Here is a 13,807-nt window from a genome sequence, read left to right as displayed (position 1 = left end):
AATTTTATCATTATAACCCAAAGTGTCAGCTGGTTGGCCTCTTCTATTATCTTAAGCACACGACCCCCTATAGGATCATTTATAATTCAATATTTCCATAAGATGTGCAATTTATTAGAATTTTGTTACTATCAAAATTAGACAGCCTCAAAGGGGTGCAGGTAACAATTAAAAAAATCGACAAACTATAGACATGAGCGTATTCACCCGGGAAGAAATTTGGTGACGCGGGTTTTTACTTTTTATTAAACGATTCCAAAGGAAATTATTGGAGTTAATTTATCAAGTCTCTCACGGACAAGCTCGTAAAGAACAGGAAAATCTTAAAGCGATACAAACACTTCAACTTTGGAGCATTAAAGTCGCTAATTTTGAATATGCTATCGTAAGACAGGCCGAAGAGAACAACTGAAAATCAATTGGGCAATTCTAACTTAACTCTGCTCCTTATCCGATCCAATTTTTTGCGCTGCCGCCATTGATACGACCAAATCATTCAGCATGGAGCTTGCAGCTGTTGGAGAATTGGGAAGTAAAACCAAATTGCTTCTGCTATTGGCTCCGATCGCATTCAGTGTATCATAATGTTGAGTAACCACGATTAAAGCAGAAGCTTCTTGAGCGTTAATATTGGCGGCATTCAACATCTTTACAGATTCTTCCAATCCTTTTGCGATCTCTCTTCTTTGGTCTGCAATTCCTTGTCCCTGAAGCTTCTTAGATTCTGCTTCGGCTTTTGCAACAGCAACAATCCGTATTCTTTGCGCTTCAGATTCGTATTCTGCGGCTGTTTTTTCACGTTCAGCAGCGTTAATTCTGTTCATGGCGTGTTTTACCTGTTCATCAGGATCAATATCCGTCACCAAAGCTTTGATAATATCGTAACCATAACTTTGCATCGCTTCTTGCAGTTCACTTTTTACGGCAATTGCAATATCATCTTTTCTGACAAAAACATCATCTAATTTTGTTTTTGGAACTTCAGCACGCACAACATCAAAAACATAAGATGTAATCTGGTTTTCAGGATTTTCCAAACGATAATAAGCGTCTTTTACATTTTCTCTGATTACCTGATACTGAACAGAAACTTTCATCTTTATGAAAACATTATCCAACGTTTTGGTATCTATAATGACGTCCAATTGCTTTATTCTTAAATTCAGACGTTTAGAGATTTGATCCAAAAACGGGATTTTTAAATGGAGTCCGGCGTGGCTTACTTTTAAAAATTTGCCTAACCGTTCAACCACAGCTGCGGATTCCTGTTTTACGGTATAAAAAGAAGCAAATAACGTAATAAGTCCGAAAAAAATTAGAATTCCTAAATATATCATAACCTTAAATTTAGTATTGGTGAAACACAAACTTACGTCTTTACATTGTCATTCCTATAGCAATTTCTATTATTTTACCAGAGTTATTTTATTGGTCAAATTTACTGAAATTGACGTGAGTCCTTCACAAATTTAATTTTGTCGCATTTTTCCAAGGAAGAAAGGCGTGGTTAAGGTTACTTTTGTAGTAACTTTAAAATTTAAGACAAATGCGAAAAATATCACTTTTCATTGCAATGAGCGTAGATGGTTACATTGCAAAGCCCAATGATGACCTGAGTTTTTTAAAACTTGTAGAAAAAGAAGGTGAAGATTATGGCTATGCCGAATTTACCGACTCAATTGACACGTTAATCGTCGGTCGGAAAACCTATGAATATGTCCTTAAAAATATCGGCTCATCTCACTATGACAACGGAAATCGCGACGTTTATGTTATCACAGGAACTGAAAGATCAAATGTAGGTAGAACGATCTTTTATACGGGAGATCTGACAAAATTGATCGAAAAACTAAAATCCGAAGATGGAAAAAATATTTACTGCGACGGCGGAGCAGAAGTAATAAATGAATTGTTAAAGCAGGATTTAATCGATGAGTTTGTGATTTCTGTTATCCCCATACTATTAGGCAATGGAACAAGACTGTTCAAAGACGGCCGACCTGAACAAACACTTAAGCTAATAACAGCAAAAACTTTTGAAACAGGACTTACACAATTACACTACAGTAAAGAAAAATAAGCGACACAAGATTAATCCAGAAAAATGCATTAATGCACGCATGTAATTGGACGCATTCTATTCGTAGTGGATGTTTGCTCCTGTCGTGCTATTTATTTCAGAATAAGTCGAATAATAAATTGGATCCATCGAATATAAATCAATAAAGAAAAGTTATCGAAAAGAATCAGATCTTCATACCAAAGTAAGAAATGTTGACTATCAGATTCAGTTCTGTCGTATTCTTACCTGAGTCTGTAACTGTTAATATGATTAAATAAAAAACATGAAAAATATCGTTCTATTTTTATTGCTATTGAATTTATCCGGGAGCATGTATGCTCAATCAGAACACAAAGTAATTGTAGAAAGCGACACTGTAAAACAACAGGGTCAATTGGATAAAAATGGTCTAAAGACGGGCGAATGGATATATTATCACGATAACGGCAATGTAAAATATGTCGGTAGATACAAAAAAGGAGAACTACAAGGAGAATGGAAAGGATTTTATAAAAACGGTAATACGCAAATTATTTCTACCTATAAAAAAGGAAAACGGAATGGACAGTTTAAAGAATTCTATTCTAATGGCCAAATGTTAGCCATAGGGAAATACAAAGATGATCAAGAAATAGGCCAATGGCGAGCTTATCATGAAAACGGACAATTAAGTAAAATTGGAAGTTTGATTAACGGAAAGGCGATCGGAGAATGGAAATATTACTTCGAAAATGGTCATCTGGAAGCTACCGGAATTATCCATAACGGTGTTAAAACCGGAGAATGGAAATTCTATCATGAAAATGGACAACTCCGGTCTAGAGGAGAATTTAAAATGGCTGCAAAAACCGGAGAATGGAAATGGTATACCGAAGACGGAGCCTTACAAGGTATTCGAAACTATCTCAACGACAAAGAGCACGGTCTTTATATATACTATAACACAAATGGATCGCCATCCGTTACCGGAAGCAGCATCAATGGAGAAAAAACAGGGGAATGGAAATGGTATACTGAAAACGGAGAAATCAAAGCCGTTAAAAACTTTGCGGGGAATAAGGAAAATGGCTTGCTGATGGAATATTATGATAACGGCCAATTACGTTGTGTCGGAGAAATGAAAGACAGCTTAAAAACAGGGGAATGGAAATGGTATTATAGCAACAAGAACCTGATGAATCTTGCTCACTATAAAGAGGGAAAATCATTGGGCGAATGGAAGTTTTATTACGAAAACGGTCATCTAGAAGCTGCCGGAATTATGGATAACGGCGTTAAAATTGGCGAATGGAAATACTATCATGAAAATGGACAGCTAAAAAATCAGGGAACAACCAAAGAAAATAAGAGTGTTGGCAAATGGTTATGGTACTACGAGAATGGTCAATTGCAGGTGGAGGGAAATTACGATAATAATGGACAGCAAATTAATCAATGGAAATGGTATCACACCAATGGGCAAATAGAAATCACCGGACACTATGCTAATGGCAATAAGACCGATCAATGGAATTGGTATGGTCAAAATGGAAAGTTACTAAAAACAGGGCGCTATACACAAGGCCGAAAAACCGGTAAATGGCGAGTCTATCGCATCGAAACGGGACAGGTAAAAAGCATTGATAATTATAAAACAAACAAACGGACCTACTATAACGAAAAAGGCAAACCTACAAATACAATAAGCACAGATCCGTTGGTACAAGAAGATGGATCATAATTAATACAGATCTTTATCGGAAAATTTAAAATCCTGTATTCTTGGCAAAGGTCTTATTAAAACTCTTTTTTTTCTAATTTTCAATACTTTAGCTGATCCTGATTTTTCATCGGTTTCGGTTCTAATCCCAGTAATCAGGTCAAATTTAGTTTCTGTGAATATGGTGTTTTCGTCCATATAACCTTTGGTTGCGTCGTTTGTGAGCTTGTCGATATAAATCAATTCAAAATTACCCTTGTTATATTTGAAGTGGCAGGTAATATTTCCGCTTTTAATTTCGCTCCACATTTTCAAAGTTCCTTCTTCTATAAAAAAATAGGGAATTTGATACCCATTAAACTTTCCTCCCTTTTCAACGGGATACTGCGGTTCGATGATTTTATCCGAGGATACCGCCAATGCTAGTTTTCCATTAGGTTGAGACAGGAAAATTTGCAATCGTAATGGCCTTGTTTCTGCTACGGTATCCATTTTCACCGTTACTTTATCCATTTTGCCATCATGATTTAAGTCCCCATTTTCTTCTCTAACTTGGTAAGTATAATTGTTTTTATTTTTAATACTCTGAGGGAATAACTTCATTGGGACTGAAATTAAAATGAATATAGAGCTGCGATAAAAATATTTATTAATTCTTTTCATTTCGTTTTGACTTGCTCTCCCAGGGCATTATATAGACTGTCAAGAAACTTTTGCTGTCTATCATCTTCCTTAAAGTAACGCTGATACCTCACGCTGCAATCGGTAATATCAGTAATATTTTTCGTTTCAAAAGTCCAGTCACCTGCATCTTTGACCAGCACGCCCAACTCACCTCCACACGCTTGCCATAATTCGGAAAATTTGGTTCTTTGTTCATCACTCAATTGGTTAAAAGCAGCGAAAACCGAGTATCCCGTCATTTCAGAATTGAAAAATTTAGTGATCGCATAGACTGGTACACCTCCCCAATCTATTGTTTTTCCTTCGGGCAAATGGATATCGGTGAGTTTTTTTTCATTCATTATTTTGTCCTGTTGTCCTTTCTTAAAAAACTGTTCTTCGTAGGTCAGCTTTGTTCCTTTAGGAACAACAATTTTTTTGACCGTTACAGGCTCAGTTGTAATAAAATAAGGATAGTCAGGCCCTCGTCCTCCGGTCGGGTTTCCAATGCCGCTCAGAGCACTGAGAAAAATAAGATATCCTATTGCTGATGCAGCGATAAATACTAAAACTCCTATGATGATGATGTATTTTTTTCTCATTAAATCTTTATGACGTGCCTGACCCTCTTTCTATTCTATTATTTATTAACAGCTGAAATCACCCTGATTACGGCTTTACTAATTTAATTTATTTTCATGATACAATACTTCCCTATTTGAAAGCAAAATACCGTTATTCATTTTTCGGAATAAATATCCTTGTCACTATTCAGAAACTAAAATACATCATGATCATTCGCAGGTTCAAATAACCGTTAATTGCAAAACAAATATCAACATATGATTTAACATCAAGTACAAATATTAATATTCGTGGACAACAATTTAAAATTCGTAAATCTCTGGCTCCAATTTTTAACAAATTGTCTCTAGTAAGATAGATACTATATATATTATCAAACATAAAAGCATTATGGCCCGATCCTAATTTGTTTTTAGCTAACATAAGAACTTATACCGTTCTATAATAAATATGTTTTTTTAGATAACTTTCCAGCCCCTAATCGAATACAAAATAAATTTATCTGGCTTATTCTGAAAAAGCGGGAACATATAAATCAAAATGATATATTTGCAACCCCAAACAATTTATTAACATTTATGAAATTAAAATTAGCCTATTTAATGCTGTTGTCTGCAGTATTTGTATCTTGTAAGAAAACAACAAGTGTGGATCTTTCTATCTCCAATAGTGGAAAATTAACGTACAGATTAACCGATGGGAACGGTAAAGGTTTACCTAATATCAAGGTATCTTTGTTTGATCATTTAGAGAGCTATTATTCAAGCAATAGTATCTTAATTGATGAGCGTCGGACAGATGGAAATGGTCAAGTGGATTTCGGCGATCTAAACCCCAAAAGTTATCTAGTAGTTGCTGATTCGGCAAAAGCAGACAATATAAATTATGTTATCCGCGACTATGTTCAGGTCACTACCGGTACTACAAAGAATAAAGAGACCAAGGTAACTGATTTTTCAGGAACCTTAATAGTTAAAGTAACCTCCTATTACAGCAATCAACCGGCCAAGAATATAGGTGTACTTATTATCCCCGCCGGCAATTTTGAAAACGAGCAGACCGTATCAAAATCCTTGGCTTCGGCCGAATTTAAAGGTGTAACAGCTAGATCTCTTTCTTTTACCAATTATCCCAATTCTGCCAGAAGTTTTTCGAAACTGACTATGAGACATAAATGCGTAAGCTTTAATTAATTGCTTTTAGAAATTTCCCTTTTAAATCGAACGTAAGAATCTCCCCTTCTCTAATAGCTATTCTATAAGCGCTGTGATCTCTTTCAATAAATTCAACCTGATTTGCAGGGTAATATTTCATGATATGAGACAAGATATTTTTTCTGATATCCTGTGAAGAAAATTTCCCATCAATTCCAGTTATTAAATTCCAATTTGCCATATAACTTAAGTTTTAAATGTTAAATACTATGATGATTTTATGAATATCATCTAACTGTCAATCCATTATTTGTAATAACCTAAAGTTATATATGAATTTGGGAAAGAATTGGGAATACATGAAGACTGTGCCGCTATTTGCTGCCAAACATAGCGCTAAAGGGGAACAAACCTATAGAGAATATGTATCTATTTCCCTACAACGGGTTCTGGACAATCCCCCGGAACATACTTATTGCTTTTTTCGTCTTCCAGGTAGTCGATTTCTTTCGTTTTCTGTCTGTATACCAATCTGAATATTCTTTTTTCAAATCGTTCCAATTTATCAGGCGTGAAAATCAAAAGATTTTTTTCTGCCTTATATGATCCGTTTATAAATTGCATATCCTTTTCTTCCAAAAGGACATATCCTTTTTGTTCCGCTTCTTTCTTTTTTACTGGATCGTAATGATAGGAAGTTATTACCATTCGGGCATTATCTCCCGCCCAACCATATTCCAATAAACTATTACTCACATACAACAACGAATCCTTCTTTTCTTCGATCTTATAAACAAAACATTTTTCTGTTTGTTCTCGAACGATATCCTCTATTCTTATTGCTTCGGGAATAGAATACTCCTTCTTTTTTATTGGTGGCGGAATCGTATTTTTCTTCGATTTTTTCTGCTGCCCGAAAACAAAAAGATGAGTCGAGATGATTAGTATTACCAAAAATATTTTCTTCATTTTTTTCACTGTTTAAAAACTGATAATTGTAACTTGTTAACCTGAGACCTGAATTTTAAATCTTTTATATATGTTGAAAATAGTGTTTCAATAATCAAATATATACGATTACATCCGGTTGCACCTTATCAATTATTATTCGCTCTTAATGACTTTATATTCGCGAAGTATCGGATAATAGAGAAACTATTTATTTTCTGAACAAACTTTTTGTTTGACAGCTTTCTTGTGAACTATTTTCCCCTATACCCTGCACTACCCGATCATCGGTATAAAATTTTATGCGTTGCTAAATAGCCATTCGGGTTTATAAAATGAATTTGTAAGTTTATAGAATGACACATTATAGACCATATACAATACGAAAGGAAGTGGAAGCAGGTATCAATTAAAACGATAAATGATTTTCTACACCCCGATAGATAGATCAAACAAATCACGATAGTTTGCTTTGATGATGAGAACCTCAGGCCACTGACAGTTATTTGAACTAATAAATAATTGTGATTACAGGAGAAAGAGGCCATTAATTTTAGCGATATGCCCCAAGATCCTTTAACACTGACTTTGTTATCTCTTTCCTGCAATTGCCGAAGGAAGGCGTATTGTTTTTACGATTTTGTCGAAGTCTTGTCGCGAAGAAATAAACATTGTCATTCGTTGTCAAATAGCCAATCCACCATCCGGTATTGATTCCATGCTGTCTTGTCCATCCTGTTTTGGACCGAATACTGTATCCTTTCTGTTGTTCGGTGAGCATGACCCGCCTAACGATATCCATATTCTTTTTCGAAAAGGGAAGCGTGCCATCATACAGTTCCTTTAAAAAAGTGACTTGATTTATCGGCGATATCGCGAACTTCCCATAATTCCAAAAATCTGGATCAGTCTGGGAAAGATCAAGATTTCCATAATGGCACTTGGCTAAATAAGATTTATATCTCTCCTTTCCTATTCGCTTGGATAATTCGACAAATGCCCAGCCGGCAGATACTTCAAACGCTTCCTTTACAGTTATATCATGATAGATACTTGGCCGATATCCGTATTTCACGGTATCGGTCTTCCCCGGCCATTTAACAGTCTCATTCTCATCTTTTATAGTTCCTGTTTCCAAAGCAATCAGCATATTGATGACCTTAAATGTGGAGGCTGGAAGGTCTTGCTGCTTTGTACCCATGGTGTCCGACAGTAGCCAAATCTTTCTGGTATTGTCATAAATAGCAATTGAACCATCCACCTCGCAGGCATCAAAATACCGCTTAAAATCGGATCTGACGATTATGGAATCATCTATTTTTGGACTTTTCAGTCCAAGAGTATTTTGAAATTGATTATAAGCCAGCACAGGCATAAATACAAAAATTGAGAGAATAAGTCGTTTCATATACTTAGAATTCCATTTAGCGAAAAAAAATTTTAACAGTTATTGATCGATAAAACATGAACTCCCTTTTTTCCATTTTTTAATCCTATTTCTCGCATTTGAATAAGGAGAGGAGGTATTGAACTGTATCATTCTGCCGAGCGTCCATTTTTCGTACCAAGCGGTTTCATAAAGCTCCTGATTTGATTTATGTGCAATCAAATCTAAAATAGCAGCTACGGTTTTATCAAGTTTTTGTAGAAGCGTCTTAAAATCGAAGTCTTTATAATCCTGATAAAACTTTTGAGCTAGCTTGCCAAGTTCATTCCATTTATAGCCGCTCTCGGGGAAGTACACCACTTCGTTACTATCTTTGTCACGATTCCATTTTAGGACAAGTTCCCCCCAACCAATCAAATAGGCCAACAGATTATTAATGCTCATCCATGTACCCTTGCTATGCCCTTCCAGTTCAGTTACCGTAGTCTGTTGGTGAGGAATTGTGGTTAACTCCTTCACTAATTTATCATAATTCGTTTTGATTGCCAATTGCAGTTCTAATTTATTTGTTGGTACAGCCATAGCGTATACTCTGGATAATTTGAGATTAATATATCCCTAAATATACGAAATTATTGATGGTTGCCGAATGGTCTCGCCATGAAGGTACTTTTCAGCCGAACCTATTTTAGTGAGGCTTCATGAAAATAGCAAGGTGTAATAAAACGCTATGGGTTGCTTTTCGTTTGATTAAATAATTTATCCAAAACCCGATAACGATAGTCAAAAATTAGCCCTAACTTTCTTTTAACAAAAATCCCGTGGGCAACTGTTCCTAGAATTCCCATAGGCAGCTCATAATCGACCGTATCTTTCATCAATACTCCATGTCCATTTGGAATAAATTCATGGAAATGGTTCCAGTATTTATAAGGACCATGAACTTGAAAATCCGTAAAACTTTTATTTTTTTCAACCTGTGTTATTTTTGTCTTCCATTTCAACCGAATTCCGAGGATCGGTGATACAAAATAATCGATAATCAGACCTTCAGCTATTTCATCCTGGTCAAGGTCGGAAACCACAACAAAACCCATCTCTTTTGGTGTTATTTCAGAAAGGTTCATCGGGGAAGAAAAAAAATTCCACGCTGTTTGGATATCGCATTTCAGTTGCTGTTCCCTATATAATTTATATCTCATCTTATCAATCTAGCTTAGACCAATTTGGTCACCTGATTGGATAACAGCTTCACCATAATTTTGGTTTATTAAATACGCAAAAATTGCCAATCAGTTTACGCGGAGCCTGTAAAGACGGATTGCTAATTTGACAGAGAAACAAGCAAATTAGATATCTTCTATCCTTTCTAGAACCATGGGTCATAAGTGACCAATGTCAGTTTATACGATTTGTAAACTATATGAGAAATTAAAAATGTTACCTGAATTGATAAAAGGTTTTGGTGGGATATGTTGCAGTCTACAAAAGACAATAGTATTACGCCAAAGAGATTTCAAATAGCAAAGGAAAAAACGTAATTTGTGCTACTGAACTATAAAGCCAGATGTATACCAACAGAATTAAACTCCAGATCACCGCTTTTATCACTATAATTATTTGCAATATTGCCCAGGGACAAACACAGCTATTTGATCCCACTTGTATTGATAGTACAAGATTTTCACGGACCAGAAGCATTCTAAACAATCTCTCCGTTATTAAATTTGAAAAAAAAACATTTACAACTGAGGCTTTTAATATCCCATATCGCTTTCTTTTACCTAAAAACTTTAACTTATCCACAAAATATCCGCTTGTAATTACATTCCATAATTCGTCAAGAATGGGCAACGACAACGAAAACCAACTAGAGCATTTGGCCCGAACATGGATTAGAGATGATATTTTTCACAGGTTCAACTGTTTTGTACTAGCACCCCAATTTCAACAGCGTTCGTCTGTCTACACACAAAATACGGCGGGAGTTTTAACAGCAAGCCCATCAAAGGAAGCCCTCCTAATTTTGACATTGATTAAAAACATCGAGAAAGACTATCCAAATATTGATCTGAACCGAATTTATTTAATTGGCTATTCGATGGGTGCTTCAACAGCTCAAAATCTGATGAGCCTAGCTCCTGAAAAATTCGCGGCAATGGTTTCCATAGCTGCTGTACCTGACTTGTCGAATCTTGAAAAATTAAAGCAGAAGGACATTTGGTTAATTCATGGGGAAAAAGATATGGATAACCCCTACATTGGAAGCGAAATATTATTCAAAAAATTGAAAGGTAATAATAGGCTGATCTTCACAACATTTAAAAATCTCCAACATAACAACATTGTAATCCCCTATTTACTAACAGATGAACTCCAAAAATGGTTATTTAGTAAACACCTTTAGATTTTTTTATAATACACATTCAATAGTAATATGATAAACTTATTAAAGCACACCGCCGGTATGTATATAACTTTCTTCCAGCCACTTCACTTAGACTAAAAGAGAAATGGCTGCACTGAGAAAATGAAAAACTTCAAAATCTGAAAATATGTGTTAATTTAGTCAATAATATTCATCTCAGCATAAATGAAAAGCATCTACAGTTTTGTCATCTACCCCCTACTTATATTTACTCTCTCCTGTAGAAAAAGAATAGAAGCTGAAGATAAGTTTGTCGCTTACCAAATAAGTCCCGAAAAAGGAAATATAAGGTTATATTGGAAAAATGATGATCAAACTATTTTGAGAAGCATCGCTTGGCTGAAGAATAAAGTCGAAGCCAGCAATCTAAAATTATTGTTTGCCATGAAGGGTGGCATGTTTGAGCCCGACAATTCGCCAAAAGGTCTGTATATCGAGAATTATAGACAACTGAAATCAATGGATACGCTAGCGGGTCCGGGAAACTTCTATCTCTCACCTAATGGGATATTTTACCTTAACCAAAACAATCAGGCGGGAATTGTCGAAACAAAAAAATTCAGACAGCTTCCGGAAATCAAATACGCCACTCAATCCGGTCCGATGCTGCTGGTAAACAGAAAATAAATCCGATTTTTCAGAAAGATTCCCAAAATCTGAATGTAAGAAACGGAGTAGGTCTTTTGGAGAATGGCGATCTCATCTTCGCTATGTCTAAGAAGAGATCAATTTTTATAGTCTTGCACAGTTTTTCAAGCAATCAGGGTGCGTAAATGCCCTATACCTAGACGGATGCGTATCCAGAGCTTATCAGCCTGAAAAAAACTGGATCCAAAGCGATGGAAACTTAGGAGTTATAATTAGTGTCATTACACCTGCGCAATAATTGCGGATAATATGTTCAGTTTTTGATTAATCCTGAAATTCGCGGTTTTTCAACACACCTTTCCGATACACCTCGGTATAAATCAATTGTCCTTTTTGGCGTGTGTTTAATATGGGCACTCCGGTCTCTTCGTTATATTTCTGCAATAATTTATAAAATTTCCATTTCCCGACCGGTAAACCACTTTTATAGGTTGCTTCCAAATAGGTATATGGATCCGTAAATGTTGGATAATTCTTTAAATCGATACAGCTGTTTAATTTAAATTCTATCCACCTCCCTTCTCTACTATGATTTTTCACCATGCCCTGTTCTTCGTCATTTTTATAGAAACCATCATGATCATAGTATCTGGAAAATTTTCCTGAGGGTAGAATCCTGTATTTATGCAATGCTTTTATACGAAACGGATCCTCACTAAAATCATAATCCCGAAGAGAAATAATATAGTCCTTGCCTATATTAAACAATGTGTAGTTTGCATTTCCCATTTCTCCTTCATGATGTAGATAGATTCTCTTTATATCAATAAGTTGGCCATCCTTCGTTGAAATTAAATACATCTTTTCAATAAATGGGTCAGTGTAGCGGACGGTATTATAAACAGCCATAAAATACATTGAATATGTTCCATAATACAGAAAACGGGAAGAAATTTTAATATTGTCATACTTTTCATTGACATCTTTGCTAAATGGCAGAAAAACATCGTATTCTTCCGGAAGTAATACAAGATCTTTTTTGACCGTCTTCTCAAATTTTAATGCATTGATTTCCTTTATCTTATTTTCATTCGCTATCATCGACAGCGTGGAGTCGATGCTTAGTCTTTTTGAAATTGCTGAGTACCCAAACGGTAATGTTATACGATCCGCTTTATTTGTATTAAAGAAAATTGCTTCTTTAACCGCGGCATGTACCACAGTATCTATTACCTTCCTTTTTGTCTGAGCTTTATTGTAACTAGAAAAAAGGAAAAGCAAAACAGCAAAACAAGCGATATTAATTTTATGCATATATCCCGAAATAATATCTGTATTACAGTAGATTATAAAAAAAATAAAATTCATAAACTACTGAAATGAACGTATAAACTTTACTCTTGATGGAAACTATCCCTTGACCTATGCTTCTTGGTTAAATAACTGATCAGATAGGTACGAATATCTTTTGGAAGATTTTTCAATGTGGCTTGTAGTGTTTGCACGGGTTTACATTCCACGCCCTCTCCACAGTAGTAATCCAGGTGGAAGATATAGTTTTTGTTTTCATAAAGAACAATATAAGACACCTTCATGTCATAGCTCTCGTATCCTCCACAGTAGTAGAAAGGAATGACCACCGCCATACGTCCACCGAGATCTTTAATATGTATTTCTTCCTGTATAAATTGGATGAGTGACATTTGGGGATAGGGATGCTTATAGGTTACCGAAGTGTTGCCTTTATTGTTTTTCAGTCGGACCTCGATATGGCTAAGTAGACCATCAAATCTGGACGAATCTGCATTACAAGGATTTGTGACTTTTACGTGTAGCATATTTTTGCCGTATATGTCCTGATAGACCCATTCCGTCACGATGGAATCGAAAGGTATCATCTTCACATAAACACGCGCCAATACATGGGATTGCGTATTTTTTTGTATACTCCCGCGCTCGATGGGCTTCCGTGATGCGCTGACTCTAAATGCATATAAAATCTGCACCATAAACAAAACAACGATAAACATGGCAATAACACACTCTTGTTTGAATGATGTAGCCCGCGGCATGGGTATATTTACCAGTCTAGTCATGTGTATAGGTTTATAAAAATATATGTTCAGTTAATGGCATAATAAAGCAAAAGTTGTTCCAGCATAGCAGGCTTATACTTCTGCCACTTTAGCTTAGTAAAAAAAGTTCGATTCTTCTTTTTGTCGGTATTATTTTCATCAAACGGATTCTTAGATTTAATATAACCGGATTCTTCCAATAGTTGAACACTAAACTC

At 35.5% G+C, this 13,807-nt stretch carries 15 protein-coding genes; 5 read left to right on the top strand and 10 right to left on the bottom strand.

The window, feature by feature from the left end:
• Positions 1-434 precede the first annotated feature (434 nt).
• Entirely contained in the window at positions 435-1,337 is a 903-nt protein-coding gene (locus tag HMAT_RS04370) for an SPFH domain-containing protein (protein ID WP_104381573.1), read from the bottom strand.
• Between the two features lie 209 nt (positions 1,338-1,546).
• On the opposite strand from HMAT_RS04370, the gene HMAT_RS04365 reads away from it, so the two are divergent.
• Positions 1,547-2,080: a dihydrofolate reductase family protein gene (locus HMAT_RS04365; RefSeq protein WP_104381572.1), complete on the top strand. Its 534-nt coding sequence runs from the start codon at positions 1,547-1,549 to the stop codon at positions 2,078-2,080.
• Between the two features lie 265 nt (positions 2,081-2,345).
• Complete coding sequence (locus HMAT_RS04360) at positions 2,346-3,782, top strand: toxin-antitoxin system YwqK family antitoxin (RefSeq protein ID WP_104381571.1); 1,437 nt, start codon at positions 2,346-2,348, stop codon at positions 3,780-3,782.
• Here the strand turns inward: HMAT_RS04360 and HMAT_RS04355 are convergent, their stop codons facing one another.
• Positions 3,783-4,424 carry a hypothetical protein gene (locus tag HMAT_RS04355; protein ID WP_158655612.1) on the bottom strand — a complete coding sequence of 214 codons (642 nt, stop codon included), beginning with the start codon at positions 4,422-4,424 and terminating at the stop codon, positions 3,783-3,785.
• Positions 4,421-5,026: a hypothetical protein gene (locus HMAT_RS04350; RefSeq protein ID WP_233789103.1), complete on the bottom strand. Its 606-nt coding sequence runs from the start codon at positions 5,024-5,026 to the stop codon at positions 4,421-4,423. The genes HMAT_RS04355 and HMAT_RS04350 overlap by 4 nt, the downstream gene beginning before the upstream one ends.
• A gap of 561 nt (positions 5,027-5,587) precedes the next feature.
• Between HMAT_RS04350 and HMAT_RS04345 the strand changes: the two genes are divergently transcribed.
• On the top strand, positions 5,588-6,202 hold the full coding sequence (locus tag HMAT_RS04345; RefSeq protein ID WP_104381569.1) for a hypothetical protein: 615 nt from the start codon (positions 5,588-5,590) through the stop codon (positions 6,200-6,202).
• Here the strand turns inward: HMAT_RS04345 and HMAT_RS04340 are convergent.
• From HMAT_RS04340 to HMAT_RS04320, 5 genes are all read right to left on the bottom strand, one after another.
• Positions 6,195-6,404 (bottom strand): PepSY-like domain-containing protein, encoded by a 210-nt coding sequence (locus HMAT_RS04340; RefSeq protein ID WP_104381568.1) that lies wholly within the window; start codon positions 6,402-6,404, stop codon positions 6,195-6,197. The two genes, HMAT_RS04345 and HMAT_RS04340, sit on opposite strands and share 8 nt — an antisense overlap.
• Positions 6,405-6,592: 188 nt before the next feature.
• Entirely contained in the window at positions 6,593-7,132 is a 540-nt protein-coding gene (locus tag HMAT_RS04335; RefSeq protein ID WP_104381567.1) for a hypothetical protein, read from the bottom strand.
• 532 nt (positions 7,133-7,664) lie between these two features.
• Positions 7,665-8,486, bottom strand: coding sequence for a penicillin-binding transpeptidase domain-containing protein (locus HMAT_RS04330; RefSeq protein ID WP_371412035.1), 822 nt, complete (start codon positions 8,484-8,486; stop codon positions 7,665-7,667).
• Positions 8,487-8,558: 72 nt separating this feature from the next.
• The gene (locus tag HMAT_RS04325) at positions 8,559-9,080 is read right to left on the bottom strand and encodes a ClbS/DfsB family four-helix bundle protein (RefSeq protein ID WP_104381565.1); all 522 of its coding nucleotides are present in this window, start codon (positions 9,078-9,080) and stop codon (positions 8,559-8,561) included.
• Positions 9,081-9,226: 146 nt separating this feature from the next.
• Entirely contained in the window at positions 9,227-9,700 is a 474-nt protein-coding gene (locus tag HMAT_RS04320; RefSeq protein WP_104381564.1) for an SRPBCC family protein, read from the bottom strand.
• 899 nt (positions 9,701-10,599) lie between these two features.
• On the opposite strand from HMAT_RS04320, the gene HMAT_RS27200 reads away from it, so the two are divergent.
• Together HMAT_RS27200 and HMAT_RS27195 are read left to right on the top strand one after the other, a co-directional pair.
• Positions 10,600-10,905 carry a hypothetical protein gene (locus HMAT_RS27200; protein ID WP_199768540.1) on the top strand — a complete coding sequence of 102 codons (306 nt, stop codon included), beginning with the start codon at positions 10,600-10,602 and terminating at the stop codon, positions 10,903-10,905.
• A 186-nt stretch (positions 10,906-11,091) separates the two neighbouring features.
• On the top strand, positions 11,092-11,553 hold the full coding sequence (locus tag HMAT_RS27195; RefSeq protein ID WP_199768539.1) for a phosphodiester glycosidase family protein: 462 nt from the start codon (positions 11,092-11,094) through the stop codon (positions 11,551-11,553).
• Between the two features lie 285 nt (positions 11,554-11,838).
• Here the strand turns inward: HMAT_RS27195 and HMAT_RS04305 are convergent, their stop codons facing one another.
• The gene (locus HMAT_RS04305; protein WP_158655611.1) at positions 11,839-12,828 is read right to left on the bottom strand and encodes a hypothetical protein; all 990 of its coding nucleotides are present in this window, start codon (positions 12,826-12,828) and stop codon (positions 11,839-11,841) included.
• Between the two features lie 80 nt (positions 12,829-12,908).
• Positions 12,909-13,610, bottom strand: a complete 702-nt coding sequence (locus tag HMAT_RS04300) for a hypothetical protein (RefSeq protein WP_158655610.1) — start codon at positions 13,608-13,610, stop codon at positions 12,909-12,911.
• Positions 13,611-13,807: the final 197 nt, after the last annotated feature.

It is taken from the genome of Sphingobacterium sp. HMA12 (assembly GCF_002933815.1).
Taxonomy (GTDB): domain Bacteria; phylum Bacteroidota; class Bacteroidia; order Sphingobacteriales; family Sphingobacteriaceae; genus Sphingobacterium.
The sequence above is the reverse complement of the archived record's forward strand: the minus strand, read 5'-3'. Positions and strand labels throughout refer to the sequence as shown.

Coding starts and splice junctions, on each gene's coding strand:
- HMAT_RS04370 (WP_104381573.1), bottom strand. CDS start 1,337: ATGATATATTTAGGAATTCTAATTTTTTTCGGACTTATTACGTTATTT.
- HMAT_RS04365 (WP_104381572.1), top strand. CDS start 1,547: ATGCGAAAAATATCACTTTTCATTGCAATGAGCGTAGATGGTTACATT.
- HMAT_RS04360 (WP_104381571.1), top strand. CDS start 2,346: ATGAAAAATATCGTTCTATTTTTATTGCTATTGAATTTATCCGGGAGC.
- HMAT_RS04355 (WP_158655612.1), bottom strand. CDS start 4,424: ATGAAAAGAATTAATAAATATTTTTATCGCAGCTCTATATTCATTTTA.
- HMAT_RS04350 (WP_233789103.1), bottom strand. CDS start 5,026: ATGAGAAAAAAATACATCATCATCATAGGAGTTTTAGTATTTATCGCT.
- HMAT_RS04345 (WP_104381569.1), top strand. CDS start 5,588: ATGAAATTAAAATTAGCCTATTTAATGCTGTTGTCTGCAGTATTTGTA.
- HMAT_RS04340 (WP_104381568.1), bottom strand. CDS start 6,404: ATGGCAAATTGGAATTTAATAACTGGAATTGATGGGAAATTTTCTTCA.
- HMAT_RS04335 (WP_104381567.1), bottom strand. CDS start 7,132: ATGAAGAAAATATTTTTGGTAATACTAATCATCTCGACTCATCTTTTT.
- HMAT_RS04330 (WP_371412035.1), bottom strand. CDS start 8,486: ATGCCTGTGCTGGCTTATAATCAATTTCAAAATACTCTTGGACTGAAA.
- HMAT_RS04325 (WP_104381565.1), bottom strand. CDS start 9,080: ATGGCTGTACCAACAAATAAATTAGAACTGCAATTGGCAATCAAAACG.
- HMAT_RS04320 (WP_104381564.1), bottom strand. CDS start 9,700: ATGAGATATAAATTATATAGGGAACAGCAACTGAAATGCGATATCCAA.
- HMAT_RS27200 (WP_199768540.1), top strand. CDS start 10,600: ATGGGTGCTTCAACAGCTCAAAATCTGATGAGCCTAGCTCCTGAAAAA.
- HMAT_RS27195 (WP_199768539.1), top strand. CDS start 11,092: ATGAAAAGCATCTACAGTTTTGTCATCTACCCCCTACTTATATTTACT.
- HMAT_RS04305 (WP_158655611.1), bottom strand. CDS start 12,828: ATGCATAAAATTAATATCGCTTGTTTTGCTGTTTTGCTTTTCCTTTTT.
- HMAT_RS04300 (WP_158655610.1), bottom strand. CDS start 13,610: ATGACTAGACTGGTAAATATACCCATGCCGCGGGCTACATCATTCAAA.